General features: G+C 74.7%; 21 protein-coding genes. 7 read left to right on the top strand and 14 right to left on the bottom strand.

All coding sequences use genetic code 11. The features are described 5' to 3' along the window. The first annotated feature begins 76 nt into the window (after window positions 1-76). The gene (locus tag ACZ38L_RS11385; RefSeq protein WP_465691585.1) at window positions 77-451 is read left to right on the top strand and encodes a hypothetical protein; all 375 of its coding nucleotides are present in this window, start codon (window positions 77-79) and stop codon (window positions 449-451) included. A 27-nt stretch (window positions 452-478) separates the two neighbouring features. On the opposite strand, the gene ACZ38L_RS11380 is transcribed toward ACZ38L_RS11385, so the two are convergent. Then, window positions 479-1,684 (bottom strand): aminotransferase class V-fold PLP-dependent enzyme, encoded by a 1,206-nt coding sequence (locus ACZ38L_RS11380; RefSeq protein ID WP_465691584.1) that lies wholly within the window; start codon window positions 1,682-1,684, stop codon window positions 479-481. A 73-nt stretch (window positions 1,685-1,757) separates the two neighbouring features. Further along, window positions 1,758-1,949: a DUF6011 domain-containing protein gene (locus ACZ38L_RS11375; protein ID WP_465691582.1), complete on the bottom strand. Its 192-nt coding sequence runs from the start codon at window positions 1,947-1,949 to the stop codon at window positions 1,758-1,760. Window positions 1,950-2,042: 93 nt separating this feature from the next. On the opposite strand from ACZ38L_RS11375, the gene ACZ38L_RS11370 reads away from it, so the two are divergent. Then, window positions 2,043-3,500: an aminopeptidase P family protein gene (locus ACZ38L_RS11370; RefSeq protein ID WP_465691580.1), complete on the top strand. Its 1,458-nt coding sequence runs from the start codon at window positions 2,043-2,045 to the stop codon at window positions 3,498-3,500. A 75-nt stretch (window positions 3,501-3,575) separates the two neighbouring features. On the opposite strand, the gene ACZ38L_RS11365 is transcribed toward ACZ38L_RS11370, so the two are convergent. Continuing rightward, on the bottom strand, window positions 3,576-4,607 hold the full coding sequence (locus ACZ38L_RS11365) for a nitronate monooxygenase (protein ID WP_465691578.1): 1,032 nt from the start codon (window positions 4,605-4,607) through the stop codon (window positions 3,576-3,578). Between ACZ38L_RS11365 and ACZ38L_RS11360 the strand changes: the two genes are divergently transcribed. Further along, on the top strand, window positions 4,600-5,169 hold the full coding sequence (locus ACZ38L_RS11360) for a hypothetical protein (RefSeq protein WP_465691576.1): 570 nt from the start codon (window positions 4,600-4,602) through the stop codon (window positions 5,167-5,169). The genes ACZ38L_RS11365 and ACZ38L_RS11360 overlap by 8 nt on opposite strands. Further along, complete coding sequence (locus tag ACZ38L_RS11355; protein WP_465691575.1) at window positions 5,136-5,396, top strand: hypothetical protein; 261 nt, start codon at window positions 5,136-5,138, stop codon at window positions 5,394-5,396. Before ACZ38L_RS11360 ends, ACZ38L_RS11355 begins: the two co-directional genes overlap by 34 nt. Window positions 5,397-5,466: 70 nt before the next feature. Here ACZ38L_RS11355 and ACZ38L_RS11350 read toward each other — a convergent pair whose 3' ends face one another. Together ACZ38L_RS11350 and ACZ38L_RS11345 are read right to left on the bottom strand one after the other, a co-directional pair. Beyond that, window positions 5,467-6,099 (bottom strand): response regulator, encoded by a 633-nt coding sequence (locus ACZ38L_RS11350; RefSeq protein WP_465691573.1) that lies wholly within the window; start codon window positions 6,097-6,099, stop codon window positions 5,467-5,469. Continuing rightward, on the bottom strand, window positions 6,096-7,367 hold the full coding sequence (locus ACZ38L_RS11345; RefSeq protein ID WP_465691765.1) for a sensor histidine kinase: 1,272 nt from the start codon (window positions 7,365-7,367) through the stop codon (window positions 6,096-6,098). The genes ACZ38L_RS11350 and ACZ38L_RS11345 overlap by 4 nt, the downstream gene beginning before the upstream one ends. 241 nt (window positions 7,368-7,608) lie before the next feature. On the opposite strand from ACZ38L_RS11345, the gene ACZ38L_RS11340 reads away from it, so the two are divergent. Together ACZ38L_RS11340 and ACZ38L_RS11335 are read left to right on the top strand one after the other, a co-directional pair. Continuing rightward, complete coding sequence (locus ACZ38L_RS11340) at window positions 7,609-8,682, top strand: FtsX-like permease family protein (RefSeq protein ID WP_465691571.1); 1,074 nt, start codon at window positions 7,609-7,611, stop codon at window positions 8,680-8,682. Next, on the top strand, window positions 8,679-9,401 hold the full coding sequence (locus tag ACZ38L_RS11335; protein WP_465691569.1) for an ABC transporter ATP-binding protein: 723 nt from the start codon (window positions 8,679-8,681) through the stop codon (window positions 9,399-9,401). The genes ACZ38L_RS11340 and ACZ38L_RS11335 overlap by 4 nt, the downstream gene beginning before the upstream one ends. Window positions 9,402-9,492: 91 nt before the next feature. On the opposite strand, the gene ACZ38L_RS11330 is transcribed toward ACZ38L_RS11335, so the two are convergent. Next, window positions 9,493-10,203 (bottom strand): GntR family transcriptional regulator, encoded by a 711-nt coding sequence (locus ACZ38L_RS11330; protein WP_465691567.1) that lies wholly within the window; start codon window positions 10,201-10,203, stop codon window positions 9,493-9,495. Between the two features lie 297 nt (window positions 10,204-10,500). Between ACZ38L_RS11330 and ACZ38L_RS11325 the strand changes: the two genes are divergently transcribed. After that, on the top strand, window positions 10,501-10,839 hold the full coding sequence (locus tag ACZ38L_RS11325; RefSeq protein WP_465691565.1) for a hypothetical protein: 339 nt from the start codon (window positions 10,501-10,503) through the stop codon (window positions 10,837-10,839). On the opposite strand, the gene ACZ38L_RS11320 is transcribed toward ACZ38L_RS11325, so the two are convergent. The 8 genes from ACZ38L_RS11320 to ACZ38L_RS11285 all read right to left on the bottom strand — a co-directional run bounded on the left by ACZ38L_RS11320 (window position 10,768) and on the right by ACZ38L_RS11285 (window position 19,489). Next, entirely contained in the window at window positions 10,768-11,790 is a 1,023-nt protein-coding gene (locus ACZ38L_RS11320) for an ornithine cyclodeaminase family protein (RefSeq protein WP_465691563.1), read from the bottom strand. The genes ACZ38L_RS11325 and ACZ38L_RS11320 overlap by 72 nt on opposite strands. Beyond that, the gene (locus tag ACZ38L_RS11315) at window positions 11,787-12,779 is read right to left on the bottom strand and encodes a proline racemase family protein (protein ID WP_465691561.1); all 993 of its coding nucleotides are present in this window, start codon (window positions 12,777-12,779) and stop codon (window positions 11,787-11,789) included. Before ACZ38L_RS11315 ends, ACZ38L_RS11320 begins: the two co-directional genes overlap by 4 nt. Beyond that, entirely contained in the window at window positions 12,776-14,155 is a 1,380-nt protein-coding gene (locus tag ACZ38L_RS11310; protein WP_465691559.1) for an aldehyde dehydrogenase family protein, read from the bottom strand. Before ACZ38L_RS11310 ends, ACZ38L_RS11315 begins: the two co-directional genes overlap by 4 nt. Window positions 14,156-14,171: 16 nt before the next feature. Further along, window positions 14,172-15,173, bottom strand: coding sequence for a proline racemase family protein (locus ACZ38L_RS11305; protein WP_465691557.1), 1,002 nt, complete (start codon window positions 15,171-15,173; stop codon window positions 14,172-14,174). Between the two features lie 81 nt (window positions 15,174-15,254). Beyond that, complete coding sequence (locus ACZ38L_RS11300) at window positions 15,255-16,166, bottom strand: dihydrodipicolinate synthase family protein (protein ID WP_465691763.1); 912 nt, start codon at window positions 16,164-16,166, stop codon at window positions 15,255-15,257. A gap of 231 nt (window positions 16,167-16,397) precedes the next feature. Continuing rightward, window positions 16,398-17,888 (bottom strand): FAD-dependent oxidoreductase, encoded by a 1,491-nt coding sequence (locus tag ACZ38L_RS11295; RefSeq protein WP_465691555.1) that lies wholly within the window; start codon window positions 17,886-17,888, stop codon window positions 16,398-16,400. Beyond that, complete coding sequence (locus tag ACZ38L_RS11290; RefSeq protein WP_465691553.1) at window positions 17,869-18,183, bottom strand: (2Fe-2S)-binding protein; 315 nt, start codon at window positions 18,181-18,183, stop codon at window positions 17,869-17,871. The genes ACZ38L_RS11295 and ACZ38L_RS11290 overlap by 20 nt, the downstream gene beginning before the upstream one ends. Window positions 18,184-18,316: 133 nt before the next feature. Continuing rightward, entirely contained in the window at window positions 18,317-19,489 is a 1,173-nt protein-coding gene (locus ACZ38L_RS11285; protein WP_465691551.1) for an NAD(P)/FAD-dependent oxidoreductase, read from the bottom strand. Between the last annotated feature and the right edge of the window lie 199 nt (window positions 19,490-19,688).

The raw sequence follows: 19,688 nt of genomic DNA, 5'->3' as shown, positions 1-19,688 counted from the left end.
CACCCTCCCTACAGTCGGTGCACATCACGACCCCGACCGAGCACGCGATCGACCGACGAGCAGGAGAGACAGCCCGATGGCGAACCTGGAGACGGCACTCAAGGAAGCGTTGACCATTGACGGCGCGATCGGCGCCGCGCTGGTCGACTACGGCAGCGGGATGGCCCTGGGAGCACTCGGCGACAACACCGAGTTGGACCTCAACATCGCGGCCGCCGGGAACACCGACGTGGTCCGGGCCAAGATGCGGACCATGGAGATGCTCAACCTGCACGACAACGAGATCGAGGACATCCTGATCAGTCTCAGCAGCCAGTACCACCTGATCCGCCCGCTGACCACGAAGAGCGGCCGCGGGCTCTTCCTCTACCTGGCGCTCAGCCGCTCCCGGGCGAACCTGGCGATGGCCCGGCACCAGTTGAAGGGCATCGAGTCCGCGCTGGAGCTGTGACCTCGCGGCTTCCTGCCGCTCGGCCGCTCAGCCCTTCAACAGCCCGGCCAGGCCGGTGGCGAGTGCCTGGTACTCCGCGGCCCGGTTGTACACCTGCGCACTGATCCGCAGCACTCCGCCGCCCGCCCAGGGCCGCACCGCGATCCGTGCCCCGAGCCGCTGCCGGACCGTCGCCACCAGCCCGCGGGCCGCCTCCTCGGTCTCCGCGACGCCGGCGGGCAGCCGGACCGCCCGCATCGAGACACCGACCGAGCCGGGCAACGGCCGCAGCCCCGCCCCCTCCACCAGCAGCCATTGCCCGTGCCGGGCGAGCCGTTCGTTGTGCTCGCGCACCCGCTCCGGGCCGAGCCGCGCCAGCAGGGCCGGTCCACCGGGCGCGGCCAGCCAGGCCGTGTAGTCGCAGGTCCCCCGCCACTCGACGGCGGCCGGGAAACCGCGCTCGTGCTCCCAGGAGTAGGTGAGCGGACGGATCCGCTCCGCCCAGGCCGGGCCCACCGCGAGGAGGGCGGTGGGTCGGGGCGCGAAGGCCCACTTGTGCAGGTTGCCGAACCAGAAGTCGGCGAGGGCGACTTCCGGGGCGAGTGGCAGCATCCCGGGCGCGTGCGCGGCGTCCACCATGGTGACCACGCCGCGGGTGGCCAGCGCGGTCAGCAACGGACCGGTGGCGACCGCGCGGGCAGTGGGCGAGGTGACCCGGTCCAGGATCACCACCCGGGTCCGCGGCCCGACCGCGGCCAACACCAGCCCCGCGAAGCCGTCGAGCGCGCTCTGCGGGTCGGGCGGCTCGGCGAGGTCCAGCGGGAGGCGGACGGTCCGCAGCACCGCCCCGCACTCCGCGGCCCGGCGCTCGGCGGCCCGGGCCACCACGCCGTAGCTGTGGTCGGTGACCAGGATCTCCTCGCCCGGCGCGAGTGACACGCTGTCCAGCGCCACCGCCACCGCCTCGGTGACGTTGTTGACCAGCGCCAGCCGTGCCGGGTCGATGCCGAGCGCCCTGGCCACCGCCGTCCGGGCGGCCGCGATCCGGGCCGGCAGCGTGCCGAAGAAGCCGTCCGGATCCCGTTCCTGCTCGGCGCGCAACCGCTGCTGCTCGGCCTGCACCGGGAGCGGCACGGCGCCGTACGACCCGTGGTTGAGATGGGCCACCGCGGGGTCGAGTGCGAACAGGGCCGCGGCCCCGACGATCGGCTCGGGCGGGAGTTCGACCGGTTCCAGCGGCAACCCAGCTGTCATGCTGCCTACTTGTAACCCACCACGAGACCACCAGGCAACACCGCGGGTACGTCGGCGGGTCATCGCGCCCGGGTCACACGCCCGGCAGCGGGTCCTGCTCCCCCGGCACCACCCGCACCGCCTGCTCCGGCCCGCGGCACTCCTTGCCCAGCCGCAGCAGCCGCGCCTCCGGATCTCGCAGCACCCGCCCGCACCGGCGACAGCGCACGACGGACGGCAGCGTCGCGGGTCCGGTTGGCAGCAGGGCGGGTTGATCAGCAGTCACCCGTTCATCCTAGTGGCGCCACAGAGCCGAGTAACATAGTAATGTGAAATTTCACAGCGTCAGGAGGCCGCCCACTCCCCGAGGAGCCGTCAGATGTCGCCGCAGCAGCCCGCCCCGCTCCACACCGGCAGCCACGACCTGCCGGTCTCCCCCGCCCTGGACGCCTTCATGGCCACCTCCTGGGCCGCCACCCCGCTACCCGCCGACGACCGCGTCCCGGGCCACCATCTCACGCCCGAACGACGCGCCCGACTCTCCGCCGCCTTCCCCGGCGAGCGGCTGCTGGTCCCGGCCGGTCAACTCACGGCCCGCAGCAACGACATCGACCACCGCTTCCGCCCGCACAGCGCCTACGCCTGGCTCACCGGGCTGTGCGGCGAGGACCAGGCGGGGCACGTGCTCGTACTCGAACCCGCCGGAGCCACCGGCCACGAACCGGCGCTCTACCTGCGCCCCCGCTCGCCGCGCAACGGCCCGGAGTGCTACCGCGACCGCCGCTACGGCGAGTTCTGGGTCGGCCGCCGTCCCGACCTGGCCGAGGCCGCCCGGCTGACCGGCCTGCGGACCGCCCATCTCGACGACCTGCCCAAGCTGCTGACCGGCGCCCAACCGGCCACCCGGGTGCTGGCCGGCGTCGACCCGGTACTCGACCAGGCCACCGGACGCCCCACCGCCGGCGCCGACCGGGACGGCCAACTCGCCTCGGTGTTGTCCGAGTTGCGCCTGATCAAGGACGAGTGGGAGGTCGGCCGGCTGCAACTCGCGGTGGACCACACCACGGCCGGATTCACCGACGTGGTGCGCGCCCTGCCGGAGGCTCTGCGCCACCCGCGCGGCGAGCGGTGGATCGAGGGCGTCTTCAACCTGCGGGCCCGGGCCGAGGGCAACGGGACCGGCTACCAGACCATCGCCGCCTCCGGCGCGCACGCCTGTGTGCTGCACTGGATCCGCAACGAGGGCCGGCTGCGCGAGGGTGAACTCCTGCTGCTGGACGCCGGTGTGGAGACCGACAGCCTCCACACCGCCGACATCACCCGCACCCTGCCGCTCAGCGGCACCTTCTCCCCCGTCCAACGGCAGCTCTACGACCTGGTGTTGGCTGCCCAGGACGCCGGCATCGCCGCGCTGCGTCCGGGTGCCCGGTTCCGCGACTTCCACCTGGCGGCGATGCGGGTGATCGCCGAGGGACTGGCCGACTGGGGCGTGCTGCGGATCCCGGCCGAACAGGCGCTGCACGAGGACAGCGGGCTCTACCGCCGCTACACCCTGTGCGGCAGCGGGCACATGCTCGGCCTGGACGTCCACGACTGCGCCCGGGCCCGGGCGGAGACCTACCTGGACGGAGTGCTGGCCGAGGGCCACGTGCTCACCGTGGAACCCGGGCTCTACCTCCAGCCGGACGACGAGACCCTGCCGCTCGAACTGCGCGGCATCGGCATCCGGATCGAGGACGACCTGGTGATCACCACGGAGGGCGCCCGTCTGCTCTCCGGCGCCCTGCCGCGCACCGTCCCGGCCATCGAGGAGTGGATGGCCACCCTGCTGCGCTGACGGACCCCGGCGCTCCGCGCTCCCAGCCCGGCCCGATCATCACTCCACTCGTCGCACCCGTGACCGACCCGCCCGCTACCGCTGGGCGGCCCGCCAGAGGGCGGCGGTGATCCCGGCCGCCGGACCGGCCCCGGCACGGGCGTGCCCCGTCCCGGCCCAGAGGTGCAACGCCTCGGGGTCGCCGCGGCGGGCGGCGGCCGTGCGCAGCGGGGCGGTGAGGTGGTGCACCTCTGGGTAGGCGTGCGGGGCGTGGCCGGCGTGCCGGTCGGTGAAGGCGTTGCGCAGCCCGCGGGCGACACGACCGGTGAACGCGCGGGTCAGCACGGTCTGCTCGAACCTCGGGTCGGCCAGCGCCGCGCGGTGCACCGGTGAGGTGCCGGCCTCGTCGGAGCGCAGGTAGGCGGTGCCCAGCTGGACCGCCACGGCCCCGGCCCGCAGCGCGGCGGCCAGGTCGGCGCCGGCGGTCAGGCCCCCGGCGGCGATCAACGGCAGGCCCACCGCAGCGCGGACCAGCGCCAGCAGCTCCGGCAGCGACTCGGTCCCCGGTTCGTCGCCGGCTCGGTGGGTGCCCCGGTGCCCGCCGGCCTCGGGACCCTGGACGCAGAGCGCGTCCATCCCCAGCCGGGCCGCTGCCCGCGCCTCGTCCGCACTGGTCACGGTGGCCACCTGCGCGGTGCCCGCGGCCCGTAGCGCGGTGGCCTCCTGACGGGTCGGCAGCCCGAAGGTGTACGAGACCACCGGGACGGGATCGGTGAGCAGCACCGCCAGCTTGGCCGCCCAGTCCTCGTCGTCCGGCGGGATCCGCTCGGGCAGTTCGACACCCCAGCGCTCGGCCTCCGGCAGCAGTTCGGCACGGTAGGCGGGCAGCCCGGCCAGCGCGGCGGGGTCGGTGGCCGCGGGCACGAAGAGGTTGACGCCGAACGGACGGTCCGTCAGTGCCCGGGTGCGCGCGATCTGTTCGGCCATCGCGCCGGCCGTGCGGTAACCGGCGGCCAGGAATCCGAGACCGCCGGCCTGGTTCACCGCCGCCACCAGTTCGGGCGTGGACGCGCCACCGGCCATCGGCGCGGCGATGATCGGTACCACCGGATCGGAGAGCGTGAACACCCGCTCAGCCTACGCCCGCGACCTGTCGGTCAGCGTCAGCCCGCCACCGTTCGCCGTGGCTCCCGGCCAGGTCGGGACGTTGCTGGCCACGGTCTGCAACCACGGCACCGAGCCCCCCACCTCCGCCACCCTGGTGATCAACGGCCCCGCCGATCCCGGCCTGCGACTGAGCGCCGGCCCGTACACCCCCGGCCCGGTGGACGGCGGGTGGAACTGGATCCGCTTCCCCGTCGCGCAGAACCTGGCTCCCAGCGCCTGCGCGACCTACCAGGTCCACGCCAGGACGATCGGCACCGTCGATGGTCCGGCCACCTACTCCGGCGGCACCGCCGAGGTGGACTGGGCTCCCGACCAGAACCCCGCCGACCGGAACAGCACCTGGTCGCTGGACGTCTCCTCCCCGGTCACCGACGCGGTCCTGGAGCTCCACCGGCCCCCAAGCCGACCACCTCCGGCGGCGGCGCCGACTTCGGGGTGGCCGAGAGCACCTTCGGTCCGTCCGACGACTACCCGTTCCGCGGCAAGGTGGTGGCCCAGCTCCCGCCGGGCTCGAAGTTCCTGAGCAGTTTGCCGGCGTACAACCCGTGCCGGTTCTCGCCCGACGGCACCACCGCGACCTGTGACGACACGGTGCCCAGCACCTGGGCCTTCAGCAACCGCGGCTTCGCGGTGCGGATCGACCCGGCGGCCGCACCCGGCACCAGCGTTCCGGTGACGGTGATCTATGAGGCCCCGGCCGACCCGGCGCCGCAGCGCTTCGTGCTGACCGTGCTGATCCTGGTCTGCTGACCGCCGCCGGCGAGCCGGACGGGCAGCCCACTCGGCCCCGCCCGGACCGGTCGGTCCGTGGGGGCTCGGATCAGACCGGTCGGATCAGGCCGTTGGCGAGACCGGCCGCGATGGCAGCCGTCCGGCTGTCCACGCCGAGCTTGTCGTAGATGTGCACCAGGTGGGTCTTGACGGTGGCCTCGCTGATGAAGAGCCGCTTGGAGATCTGCCGGTTCGCCAGCCCCGCCGCGAGCAGCTGCAGGATCTCGACCTCCCGCGGCGAGAGCGTCGGCCGCCCCGCCCGCACCCGCCCGAGCAGCCGGGCGGCGACCGGTGGGGCGAGCACCGTCTCGCCGCGGGCGGCCGCCCGGACGGCCGCCGCGACCTCCTCCGGTGGGGCGTCCTTGAGCAGGTAGCCGGTCGCGCCGGCCTCCACCGCGGCCAGGATGTCGGCATCCGTGCTGTAGGTGGTGAGGATCAGCACCGCGGGCGGGTCGGGCAGCGCGTTGATCCGCCGAGTCGCCTCGACGCCGTGCATCCCGTCGCCCATCTGCAGGTCCATCAGCACCACGTCGGGCCGGTCCTCCGGCTCGGCCAGCAGTCGCAGCGCGGCCGCGCCGTCCGCCGCCTCACCGACCGCGGCGAGCCCGGGCAACTCGTCCAGCATCGCGCGCAGCCCCCGCCGGACCACCGGGTGGTCATCGACCAGCAGGACCCGGATCACCGGACCACCACCCCGGTCCGCGCGGCACGCTCGCCGCCCGGCGCGGGCACGGTTCCGGCCGCCCGGCTGTGCGTGTTCCCAGCCGTCCCGACCACCCGCAGGGGCAGCGAGACCGCCACCGCCGTGCCCTCGCCGGGCACCGACTCGACCGACAGGGTGCCGCCCAGCGCGGCGATCCTCTCCCGCATGCCGTGGAGGCCGAAGCCCCCCTGCCCGCTGGCGGACGCCGGCCCGGCCTGTGGGTCGAACCCGACGCCGTCGTCGTACACGTCCAGCGTCACCGCCTCGTCCAGGTAGCTCAAGGTCACCGTGATCCGCGCGGCCTGGGCGTGCCGCACCGCGTTGGCCAGCGCCTCCTGGGTCAGCCGCAGCACCGCGACCTCCGCCTCCACCGGCAGCGGACAGGGCTCGCCGTCCAGCCGGAACACCGCGCCGGAACCGGCCGCCAGCCGGCGCAGCGCCTCGCTGAGCGTCGCGTCGTCCAGCGCGGGCGGGGTGAGCGCGTGCACGAAGCGGCGCGCCTCGGCCAGATTCTCGGCCGCGGTCTGCCCGACCTCGCGGATCCGCAGCGCGGCCGTCGCCGGATCGGCCGGCAGCGCCGACTCCGCCGCCCGGGCCAGCAGCACGATGCTGGAGAGGCCCTGCGCCAGGGTGTCGTGGATCTCCCGGGCCAACCGCTGGCGCTCGGCCAGCTGGCCGGCCGCGCGCTGGCTGACGGCCAGCCTGCCGCGGGTCCACAACAGATCGTCGATCAGCCGTTTTCGCGCGCGGCTCTCCTGGTAGAGCGCCGCATAGCCGTACGCGGTGAGCAGCGCGACCGCCGCGCCGGCCAGCGGGCCGAGCACCTTGGCGGTGGTGAGCCCGCCGACGGTGCCGGCCTGGGCGGCCACCACGACCGCGGTCAGGCCCAGCACCGACGGCAGCGCCCAGCGCAGCGCCATCAGGTGCAGGCAGAGGAAGTAGAGCGGGAAGGCCAGATAACCGAACTCGGGATGGCCCAGCACCAGCGCCGCCCAGAGCGCGATCACCGCGGCCAGCCAGCCGGCCGCCCAGCGCCGCGCGGTACGGAACCGCTCGACCGACCCGCCCGCCGCGTACACCGCGCCGAGCCCGACCGTCAGGGCCCCACCGAGCCCGCCGAGCGTGCCGTCCAGCAGACCGCGCGCCAGCAGCACCGCCAGGAGGGTGAAGAAGAGCCCGTGCAGGGCCAGGTTCATCAGCCGCAGGGCGGGGGTGTTCGCAGAATGGCCCGCGTGGTCGGCGGCCATCTCGTCGTCGCCCGGATCAGTGGCGGTCGAGTCTCTGGTGATCGGATCGGTGGTGCCCACGCCTCCCGAGGTTACGGGCAGGCAGCGGCCGGGCCGAGCCCGCGGGCATCAACCGTTCGATGTATTCCCGAGTGCACCGACCGACGGATCCGCGGAGCACACCTCTCCCCGATGGCAGCGGCCCGCGCACCCGACAGGGTGGAGGAGTCCCACCCGAACCCAATCGACCGGGAAGGTCCCCGTGTTCGTCGCCCTGCGTGACATCCGTTTCGCCAGGGGCCGCTTCGCCCTGATGGGCGCCGTGGTCACCCTCATCACCACGCTCGTGGTCTTCCTCTACGGTCTGACCGGCGGGCTCGCGTCGGCAGCCTCCTCGGCGGTGGACGGGCTGCCGGCCGACCGGATCGTCTTCGGCGCGCCCGCCGGGGCCGCGCCGAGCGCCTCGTTCAGCAGCAGCACCATCTCCGCCGGCCAGCAGGCCGGCTGGGCGGCCGCACCCGGGATCCGCTCGGTCACGCCGCTGGGCATCGCGCTGACCCGGCTGACCGCACAGGGCTCGGCCGCCTCGGTCAGCGTGCTCGGCACGCCGTCCGCGCTGCTGCCACCGATGCTCTCCGGCGGCCCGCCGCAGGACGGCCAGGTCGCGGTGGGCGGCGACACCGCCGCGGCGGACCATCTGTCGGTCGGCAGCCCGGTGACGGTCGGCGCGCGCGCCCTGACCGTCTCCGGCATCACCGACGACCGCTCCTACCAGCACGCGCCCACCGTCTGGACCACGATCGCCACCTGGGAGGCGGTCAGCGGGCAGACCCGGCCGACCGCCCTGGCGGTCAGCACCGGCCCGGGCGCCGACCTCGCCGCCGTGGACCGGGCGCAGAACACCGCGGCCGTACCACGCTCGGACGCGCCGAGCGCGATCGACGGCTACACCGCCGAGCAGGGCAGCCTGCAGATGATCCAGGGCTTCCTGTTCGCGGTGAGCGCGCTGGTCGTGGGCGCCTTCTTCACGGTCTGGACGGTGCAGCGCCGGCCCGACATCGCGGTGCTCAAGGCGGTCGGCGCGAGCAGTGGCTACCTGGTGCGCGACGCGCTGGCGCAGGCCGCCGCGGTGCTGCTGGCCGGCGCGCTGCTGGGCGGGGCGGCCGGGGTGGTGGGCGGGCTGATCGCCTCCGACGGGGTGCCGTTCGACCTCAGCGTGTCCAGCGTCGCCGTCCCGGTGCTCGCGATGGTCCTGCTCGGGCTGGCGGGCGCCGCGCTGGCCGTCCGCCGGATCACCTCCGTCGATCCGATCGCCGCTCTGGGAGCCAACCGATGACCACTCCGTCCACCACCGTCGCCGCCGAGCACGGCGTCCACACCGGCCTCGCGCTGCGCGCGGTCACCCTCAGCTATCCGGACGGCGAGAGCCGGCTGACCGCGCTCGACCGGGTCTCGCTGGAGGTCGGGCCGGGCGAGTTCACCGCGGTCGCCGGGCCGTCCGGCTCCGGCAAGTCGAGCCTGCTCGCGGTCGCCGCCACCCTGCTGCGACCGGACAGCGGACAGGTCCTGATAGACGGTCAGGACGCGGGTGCGCTGGGCGACCGGGCCCGCACCGCGCTGCGCCGGGCGAAGCTGGGCATCGTTTTCCAGCAGTCGAACCTGCTGGCCTCGCTGACCGCGCTGGAGCAGCTGCTGGTACTGGCCGACGTGCGCGGCGAACGGGTCCGCGAGGCCCGGGCGCGGGCCGCCGGGCTGCTGGACTCGGTCGGCCTGTCCGGCGGCAAACAGCAACGCCGCCCGCACCAGCTCTCCGGCGGCGAGCGCCAGCGGGTGAACATCGCCCGGGCGCTCTTCGGCCGGCCGTCGGTGCTGCTGGTGGACGAGCCGACCTCGGCGCTGGACCACGAGCGCGGTGCGCGGATCGTGGAGCTGCTCGGCGAGGTGACCCGCACCCATCGGACCGCCACCGTGATGGTCACCCACGACCGGGCGCTGCTGGACCGGGCGGACCGGGTGCTGCTGATGCGGGACGGCCGGCTGAACGAGCCGACCTGAGGCGGGACTTTCCGAGGTCGGGCGTCCGAGACGGGGCGGCTTTGGGGCGGAGCGATCGCCCGCTGGGCGCTGGCCGCCGGTTGCCGGCTGGTCAGGTGGTGCCCAGTCGCAGCGCGGGCCGCTCCGCCCTGGCCTCCTCCTGGCCCTCGGCCCAGAGCGAGCGGATGTGGCCCAGGTGGCGGACCATGCAGGCCTCCACTGCCGCGCCGTCGCCCGCCAGCAGCAAGTCCAAGAGCTCCAGGTGCTCCTCGGCGGAGGAGACCAGCTCGCCGCGCTGGTCCAGCCGGGTCAGGCCGTAGAGACGCGAGCGCTTGCGCAGGTCACCGACCACCTCGACCAGCCGGGCGTTGCCGGCGAGGCCGAGCAGTGCCAGGTGGAAACGCCGGTCGGCCTCCAGGTAGCCGATCAGGTCGTGGGCGCGGGCGGCGGTGACGATCTCCTCGGCCACCGGGCGCAGCTCGGCAAGCTGTTCACGCGTGGCGGTGCTGGCCAGCCGGGCCACCGTGGGGACCTCGATCAGGGCCCGGATCTCGGTGAAGTCGTCCAGGTCGCGCTCGGTCAGCTCGGTGACCCGGAACCCCTTGTTGCGAACGGCCTCGACCAGCCCCTCCCGAGCCAGGTCGAGCATCGCCTCGCGAACGGGGGTGGCGGAGACCCCGAAGTCGGCGGCCAGTGCCGGCGCGGAGTAGACCACACCGGGCCGCAGCTCGCCCGAGATCAGCGCGGCCCGCAGCGCGTGGGCGACCTGGTCGCGCAGGCGTTCCTGGACGGAGATGAGGGTGCGGGGCTTCGGCTCGGTCACGGCGGTCCTCCGGAAGGTGCGGAGCACCAGCGTACAATGTCACGTTTCGGTGATCATCGAGACGGCGAAGCGCTCCGACTCCGGCGCGCGTCCGGTGCGGAGTGCGCCGGATCCGCCAACCGGGTGCCAGACGTTCCGACACGCCGACACGCGGCAGCGCGGAGCGCGTACAAAACATCGCTTCCCGTGATCGACTTGGGCCATTCCCGAGAGGCGCCACTGACCGCAAGTCCGTTCGTCGGACTGCTCGTTCAGGCCCTCCCGGCTGTCCGGAAGAGAGCCCCAGGAGTATCCCTGATGCGTCGTCCCGTGATCACCGCCGCCCTCGCGGCCGCGAGCGCCACCGCCACCCTGTTGGGGGTCGCCGCCGCCCCGGCCCAAGCAGCCACCGGACGGGTGGTGGTCTTCTCCACCGAGCTCCAACCGCTGGACATCTACGAGAACCCGCAGCAGGGGACCTGCTACAAGCTGCCGCCCTTCTCGCACCTGCTGGACAACCTGACCGACTCCACGGTCCACGTCTACGCCGACCCGGGATGCGTCTTCCCCGCGGCGCTCAACGGCTCACTCGACGGCTCGGTGAAGCCCGGCTTCGGTAACCACGTGATCGGCACCGGCAGCTTCAAGGTCTACTGAGCGGGGCTGCCCGGCCGCCCTCGCCCCGGCCACCGCCCGCCGATGCAGCGCCGCCGCCAGGGCGAGGTCCTGCCAGGCCATCCCGACGCCCTTGAAGAGACGCGGGCGGTCACCGGGTACCGGGGCTCGGCCGGTCAGCAGCTCGGCCAGGTTGGCCCAGCCGTCCGGTCCGGGCCCCACCCCCTCCGCCCAGGGCAGCAGCAGGTCCCCGGCCTCCCGCCGGGCGGCGGAGCGGGCCTCGACGTAGCACGCGGCCCGCCGGACCAACGCGGTGTCCGTCTCCCGGGCCCGCGGCCGATGGGCGCCGATCGCCGCCACCACCGCGTGGTCCGGGACCAGCGCACCGTCGAAGAGCGGCTGGCCGGAACTCGTGCAGCAGACCACCAGATCGGCCCTCGCCACCGCGTCCGGCCGGCCCGCCTCGGCGCGCAGGCCGAGCGCCCGGGCCCGGGCGAGCAGCGCGGCGGCCGGTCCGGCGCGGCGGGCGACCACCGTCACCCGGTCCAGCGCGCGGATCGCGCACAGCGCGGCCAGGTGCCCGTGGGCCTGCGGTCCGGCACCGAACAGCACCAGGTGCGCGGCGGCTGGATCGGCCAGCCGGTCCAGAGCGGCAGCCGTCACGGCGGGCGTGCGCAGCACGGTGAGCGCGGCGGCGTCCAGCAGTGCGAGCGGGCGCAGGGTCGGGCCGTCCAGCAGCAGGTAGCCGCCGGTGATCCGGGGCAGGCCACGGCCGGGGTTGCCGGGCACCACCCCCGCGATCTTCACGCCGACGTGCGCCGCGCCCACCGCGGGCATCAGCAGCAGCTCGCCGGCCGGCACCGGGACGGCACCGCGTGGCGGGTCCTGCTCGGGGTCGAGGCCGTCGAGCAGCACACCGACGATGACCGCCCGGGCCTGCTCCGGCGTCAGATCGGCCGGCAGGACGGGCAGCACCGGCCCCGGTGCGCTCACCCGACCGCTCCTCCGCCGAGCCCCGGCGACGCCGGGCCGAACCGGAACCCGGTGCCCAACGGATCGTCCGGGTCCAGCACGAAACGGTGCTCGCCGGTCCGGTACGCCTGGCCGGTGACCTCGGTGAGCAGACCGCGCGGGCTCTCGCCGAGCAGCCGTCCGGTGAACACGGTGCCGACCACCGACTCGTGCCGCAGCTCCTGCCCTGCGGCGATCCGCCCGTCGGCGGTCAGCAGGGCGAGCCGGGCGGCAGTCCCCGAACCGCACGGCGAGCGGTCCAGCTGACCGTCCGCGAAGACCGTGACGCTGCGCTGGTGCGGGCCGGCCGGTGTGTCGGGCAGCTCCTGGTACAGGACCACCCCGTACAGGTCGTACTCCGCCACCAGGACCGCCCGGACCGCCCGGCCGAGCGCGGCCAGCTCCGGCAGCGCCGCCGGGGAGACCTCCGGGACCGCGAGCGAGGCGTAGCGGGCGCCGGCATCCGCCACGTCCACCCGTACGGTGCCGAGCGCGGTGGCGACCGGCACCCCGCGGGCCAGTACGGTGGCCGGCACCGACCGGAAGCCCACCGCCGTGGTGCGACCGCCGGCCCGGTGCACCAGCGCGGTGACCCGGCCGGACGGCACGTCGATCCGCACCGGCACGCCGCCGTCCTCGGGCGCCGCGACCAGCCCGCTCTCCACCGCCCAGGCGCCGAGCGCGATGGTGCCGTGGCCGCAGGCGGTCGAGTAGCCGTCCTGGTGGAAGAAGAGGACGCCGAGCTGGGCCCCACGGTCGTCCGGCGGCACCAGGAACCCGCCGTACATCCCCGCGTGCCCCCGCGGCTCGCGGGTGAGCAACTGCCGGACGCCGTCCAGCGGGCCGCCGCCCGGGCCGAGCGCGCGGGCCCGGCGCTCGGCGACGGTGTCGCCGGGGACGGCCGGCAGGCCGCCGGTGACGATCCGGAACGGCTCGCCCGCGGTGTGGTAGTCGATGGTCTCGATGATCACCGAGGGCCGCCGTCGGGCAGCAGGGTGATGGTCCGTTCGGCGGTGTAGAAGTCGAGCGCGGCCGCGCCCTGCTCGCGCGGGCCGTAGGAGGCCGTCTTGGCCCCGCCGAACGGTAGGTGGAAGTCCACACCGCTGGTGGGCGCGTTGATCCGGATCATCCCGGCGTCCAGGCGGTCGGCGGCGGCCAGCGCGACGTCCAGGTCGGCGGTGTGCACCGAGGCGGCCAGGGTGTGCCGGGTGGCGTTGGCCAGCGCCACGGCCTGGTCCAGGTCGGTGGCGGGCAGCAGGACGGCGACCGGGCCGAAGAACTCCTCGGTCAGCAGCGGATGCCCGTCCGGGACGTCGGCGAGCAGCGTCGGTTCGATGAACCAGCCGTCCAGCGGCACCCGTTCGCCACCGGCCAGGACCTTCGCACCGGCGGCCCGGGCGGAGTCGACCGCACCGGTGAGGCGGTCCAGCGCGGCTTCGGAGATCACCGGGCCGCAGACCGTCTCCGGCCGCGCGGGGTCACCGGCCGGGGTCGCGGCCAGCGCCTTGGCCAGCGCGGTGCGCAGCGCCGGGTAGGCCGGACCGATCGCGATCACCCGACTGGTGGCGGTGCACTTCTGGCCCGCGTAGCCGGCGACGGCCGCGGCGAGGTGGGCGGCGGCCCGGTCGAGGTCGGCGTCCGGCAGCACCAGGGCGGTGTTCACCCCGCCCAGCTCGGCCTGCACCGGGACGCCTCGGCTGCTGGCGGTGCGGATGACCGCCTGACCGGTGGCGGTCGAACCGGTGAAGGAGACCACGTCGGCCGCCGCGACCAAGGCGTGGCCCTCCTCCGGGCCGCCCGGCAGCACCGTCAGCACGTCCGCCGGCAGGTCGAGCAGTTCGGCCAGCCGCAACGCGCAGGCGGTGGCCTCGGGGGCGGGCTTGAGCACCACGGTGTTGCCGACCGCCAGCGCCGGGGCGGCCTTCCAGGCCGGGATCGCCAGCGGGAAGTTCCACGGCGTGACCAACCCGGCCACCCCGTACGGGCGGCGGCGGGTCAGCAGCAGGCCGGCGCCGGCGGTCGGCTCGTGCACGGCACCGGTCGGTGCGTAAGGGGCCTGGGCGTAGTAGCGCAGGATCGCGACGGTGCGGGTCACCTCGCCGCGGGCCTCGGTGACCGGCTTGCCGACCTCGCGGACGGTCAGCGCGGCGAGTTCGGTGGCGTTCGCCTCGACGGCGTCGGCGGCCCGGCCCAGCGCGGCCGAGCGCGCGGCGGCGCCGGCCGCCAGCCAGCCCGGCTGGGCGGCCCTGGCCCGTTCGACGGCCGCGGCGGTGCCGAACGCGCCGCGGGTCTGCGTCTCGAGGACCAGATCGGCCGGGTCGGCGGGGTTGCGGGAGGTGACGGTCACAGCGGAAACCCTTCTCTCACAGCAGGAACCCCGCGGGGAACGGATCGGTGGGGTCCAGGAAGTACTGGGCGGTGCCGGTCAGCCAGGCGCGGCCGGTCACCGTGGGAACCACGGCGGGGCGGCCGGCCACGGACGTCTCGGCGACCAGGCGGCCGGTGAAACGCGAACCGATGAACGAATCGTTGACGAAGTCGCGGTCGAGCGGGAGTTCGCCGCGGGCGTGCAGCTGGGCCATCCGGGCGCTGGTCCCGGTGCCACAGGGCGAGCGGTCGAACCAGCCGGGGTGGATGACCATCGCGTGGCGGGAGTGCTGGGCGGTGGCACCGGGAGCGAGCAACTGGACGTGGTGGCAGCCGCTGATCCCGGGGTCCTCGGGGTGGACCGGCCGGGCGGCGTCGTTGATCGCCCTCATCAGGGCCAGCCCGGCGTCCAGGATCTCCTGCTTGCGGGCGCGCTCGAACGGCAGCCCGAGCGCGGCCAGCGGCAGGATCGCGTAGAAGTTGCCCCCGTAGGCGAGGTCGTAGCCGACCGTGCCGCGACCGGGCAGCCCGACCTTCTGGTCGAGGGCGACCGCGAAGGACGGGACGTTGCGGATCGTCACGGCGGTGGCGGCGCCGTCGCGGACCTGCACCTCGGCGGTGACCAGGCCAGCTGGGGTGTCCAGCCGGACGGTGGTGACCGGTTCGACCACCTCGACCATGCCGGTCTCCACCAGGACGGTGGCGACGCCGATGCTGCCGTGGCCGCACATCGGCAGCAGACCGGAGACCTCGATGAACAGCACGCCCGCGTCCGCGTCGGGGCGGGTGGGCGGCTGCAGCACGGCGCCGCTCATCGCGGCGTGGCCGCGCGGCTCGCACATCAGCAGGGTGCGGAAGTGGTCGAGGTGCCGCTGGAAGTGGACTCGCCGCTCGGCCATGGTGGCGCCCGGGATGACACCGAACCCACCGGTGATCACACGGGTGGGCATGCCCTCGGTGTGCGAGTCGACGGCGTGGAAGACATGACGGGTGCGCATCGGTGACCCTTCGTCGGTGGTGGGGTCGGCGGTCCCCGCGGCGGGGCGAGGTCCGTCCGCTGTCATCCGCCGCTGCCGCGGTCAGCTGGGCCGGCCCGCGGGCAGACCCGCCGGCAGACCCGCTGCCGGCCGGCCCGACGCCTGACCGAACGCATGCTCGGTGGCGGCGCGCACCTCGGCGGCGGCCTCCGCCGGCAGCGGACCGCGCGGCGGCCTGGTCGGTCCCCCGGGCCGACCCACCAGCTCCATCGAGAGCTTGATCGCCTGGACGAACTCGGTCCTGGAGTCCCAGCGCAGCAGTGGGTGCAGCGCCCGGTAGAGCGGCAGCGCGGCGGTCAGGTCGTGCGCGACCGCGGCCCGGTAGAGCGCGACGGTCGCTTCCGGTACCGCGTTGGGGAAACCGGCGATCCACCCGACCGCGCCGGCCAGCGCGAGTTCGAGCAGCACGTCGTCGGCGCCGACCAGCAGATCCAGGCCCGGTGCCGACTCGGCGATCTGGTAGGCGCGCCGGACGTCGCCGCTGAACTCCTTGACCGCCACGATGCTGCCGTCCGCGTGCAGCGCGGCGAGCAGGTCGGGCGTGAGGTCCACCCGGGTGTCGTACGGGTTGTTGTAGGCGACGACCGGCAGCCCGGCCTTCGCGACCTCGGCGTAGTGCTCCCGGACGGTTGCGGCGTCGGCCCGGTAGGCGTTCGGCGGCAGCAGCAGGACGGAGCCGGCGCCCGCCTCGGCGGCCTGCTCGGCCCAGCGGCGGCACTCGGCGCTGCCGTATCCCGCCACCCCCGGCATCACCCGGGCCCCGTCGCCGGCCGCCTCGACGGCGGTCACGACCACCCGGGCGCGCTCGTCCGGCGTCAGCGTCTGGTACTCGCCGAGCGAACCGTTGGGGACCACCCCGTCACAGCCGGAGTCGACCAGCCAGCGGACGTGCTGGGCGTAGGCGTCGAAGTCGACCGAGAGGTCGGCCCGGAACGGAAGCGCGGTGGCGACCATGATGCCGTGCCACGGGCGGATGCGGTCGAGCGAAGCGTTGACCACGAGCTTCTCCTTAATGAGGTGTGACATTTTATATCGTTCGTCGGGCGGGCGACAAGGGTGAGAGCAGTGCTCCCGTCGAGGAGCGCTGATCACGGGCGGGAGCACTGCTCTTCATGCAGAGCGCCGGCCACCTTGCCGATCACCGCTCCGTCAACAGATCGCCAGTCGCAACAGAGAGCAGCGCTCTCACTCCTCCACGCCCCTTTCGGCCAGCGCGGCCAGTTCCCCCAGTCGCACGGGACACGACAGCGGCCGGCGGTCGGCCACCGGAGCAGCCCCCGCCCCATCCCCCGCCCCTGCGGCAGCACCAGCGCCCTCCGCGAGCAGACCGACGGCCGAGCCGCACATCCGCCCCTGGCACCACCCCATCCCCGCCCGGGTGAGCAACTTGACGGTCCGGACGTCTCCGGCCCCCAGGTCATCGACGGCCGCCCAGACCGCCGCGGCGGTGACCTCCTCACAGCGGCAGACCTCGGTGTCCGGACGCAGCCAGTCGGCCCACCCCTGCCCCGGCCGGTGGCTCGCGGCCATCAGCTCCGCGAAGGCCCGCAACCGCCGCCGCCTGCCGAGCAGTTCCGAAGGCGGATCGACAGACCGACCGGCGACTTCCCCGGCGATCGCCCGAGCAGCCAACTCACCTTCGCACAACGCCAGTTCAGCGCCACCGACACCGCAGGACTCGCCCGCCGCCCAGAGACCGGGCACGCTGGTGCGCTGCCGTCCGTCGACGCGCAGTGCGACCGCGCCGTCCGGGGTGACCCGCGTGGCCGCGCCCAACTCGACGGCCAGCTCGATCTGCGGGACCAGCCCGTGCCCCACCGCGAGCGCGTCGCAGGCGATTCGCCGTGCGGTCCCCGGCACCACGCGCCAGTCGCCGTCCAGCCGTGCCACCGTCACCGCGGTGACCCGCTCGTCCCCGTGCGCCTCGACCACGGCGCCGCCTCGCAGCAACCGCACGCGATGCCGCAGGAACGCCGTACCGTGCGCCGCCCCCTCCGCCAACTTGCCCGGGACGCCGACGAGTACATCCGGTCGGCGAGCGTAGCCGAGGTAGTCGGCGGCCTCGACCACGGCGGGCACCCGGGCACCGGCCGCCGCCAGCGACGCGGCCACCGCGAGCAACAGCGGGCCGCTCCCCGCCACCACGATCCGCCGCCCCGGCAGCACCAACCCCGACTTCAACATCGCCTGCACCCCACCCGCGCCCACCACGCCGGGCAAGGTCCAACCAGGGAACGGGAGTTGCCGCTCATAGGCACCGGTTGCCAGCAGCACGGCCCGAGCGGCGATGACAGCGCCGCCCGTGCCATCCGGCCCGGTAGCGGCGAACAACCGCCAGGTCTCGCCCGGTTCGGCCGCCCACACATGATGGTGCGTCAACTGGTCTACCAGGCCGGAGCGGCAGTGGGACGTCAGGCGGTCCGCACGGTCGGCGAAGGCATGCCGGTGGTGGTGCAACCGGTCCGGACGGGCGACCCTCAGTTCGGGTGCCGGGTGCCGGTAGTACTGCCCACCCGCCCGGGCACCCGCGTCGAGCAGAACACAACGCAACCCGAGGTCGGCAGCGGCCACCGCCGCCGCCAACCCGGCCGGACCTGCCCCGATCACCGCCAGGTCGTGGACCACCGCACCACCCGCCCGCCGCCGCCCGCCACGCTCAGACCCCGAGGTCGGCATGCCCGTCCCCCTCCTGCGTGGTGACGACGGCGCCCGGCTCGGCGGGCAGCAGGCAAGTGCGCTGGTTGGGACGCCCGTTCACGATGGCCAGGCAGTCGAAGCACACCCCGATCCCGCAGAACGCACCGCGCGGCCGGCCCGCCACCCGGGTGGTCCGCCAGGCCACGATGCCCGCGGCCCAGAGCGCGGCGGCGATGGTCTGCCCGGGCAGCGCGGGCACGGGACGCCCGTCGAACTCGATGCTGTGGGCCGGCCCCGGGTCGGCCGCGACCAGCGCGGCGGGGGTACGAGCCATGGCTTCTCCGTTCTGCGCAAGCGAACAAGCGAACACGAGAACAAACACACGAACAACAAGCGAGCGGCAAGCGAGCAGTCAGGCGATCAGCCACTCGACCGGACGGACCGACCGGACGAACGGCCCGACCGGCTCACCCGCCCCGTCCCCCGCTCGCCCCGCCCACCGCGAACCGCTCCGGACGGAACGGCGCGAGGTCCAACTCCACCTGCCCCCCGGTCAACAGCCGGCTGATCAGCAGCCCCGTCGCGGGCGCCAGGCCGATCCCCGCACCCTCGTGCCCACAGGCGTGGTACAGGCCCGGCGCCCGCGCATCCGCGCCGATCGCCGGCAGATGGTCCGGCAGGTACGGACGGAAGCCCCGGTAGGCACGCAGCACCCGCACATCGGCCAGCACCGGGAAGAGCGCCGCCGCCTGAGCCGCCAGCCGGGCCAGCACGGCGACCGACAGCGCCGGATCGAAGCCGACCCGTTCCCGGCTGGCACCGATCAGCACCGGTCCGGACGGTGTCCCCTCGACCACCGCCGAGGTCTGCAGCCCGGCCGAGTCACTCGCCACGTCGGCGACGTAGTCCGCCGCGTAGACCTTGTGCCGTACGACCCGCGGCAGCGACTCGGTGACCAGGACGAAGCCACGCCGGGGCAACACCGGCAGCGTCACTCCGGCCAGCGCCGCGATCTCGCCGCCCCAGGTACCCGCGGCATTGACCACGGCCCCGGCGGCCAACGTGCGCCGTGCCGTCCGCACCCCGCGCACGGCACCGCCCGGCCCGGTCACCAGCGCGTCGACGCGCTCGCCCAGATGGACCCGGGCGCCGGCCCGACGCGCCGCGCGCAGCAGGTGGGCGGCGGCCAGCGCCGGCTGGACCTGGGCGTCCTGCGGATAGTGAAACCCGCCGGCCACTCCGGGCGCGAGGTGCGGCTCCAGCTCCCTCAGCCCGTCGGCGGACACCTCCGCAGCGGTCACCCCGGCCGATGCCTGCGCGGCCGCCAGCCTGCGCAGCGCCGTCAGCCGACCCTGGTCCGCGGCGACCACCAGCCCGCCCTTGGCCTCGTACTCGACCGCCGCGGGCAGCTCCTCGGCGAGCTCGCGCCACAGTCGCGCGGAGAACAGCGCCAGTGCCAGCTCGGGCCCGGGCTCCTTGTCGGAGACGAGCAGGTTGCCCTCCCCCGCCCCCGTGGTCCCGCCCGCCACCGGCCCCCGGTCGACGACGGCGACCGACAGCCCGGCGCGGGCGGCGTAGTAGGCGCAGGCGGCGCCGACCACGCCGGCACCGACCACCACGACATCGTGGGACGGTCTCATAACCACGTCAGTAATATGTCACATTTCCAACCTGTCGCCAAGGAATCCCGTACGGCGAGCCCAGGTCTCGACTGACGCAGGCACCGACGGCTGACGCAGGCACCAACGGCGGGGGGGGGGGGGGGGGGGGGGGGGGGGGGGGGGGGGGGGGGGGGGGGGGGGGGGGGGGGGGGGGGGGGGGGGGGGGGGGGGGGGGGGG

The sequence above is a fragment of the Kitasatospora sp. NPDC024654 genome, from assembly GCF_055559155.1.
Note: the sequence above shows the minus strand (reverse complement) of the source record. Positions and strands in the feature narration are given on the sequence as shown.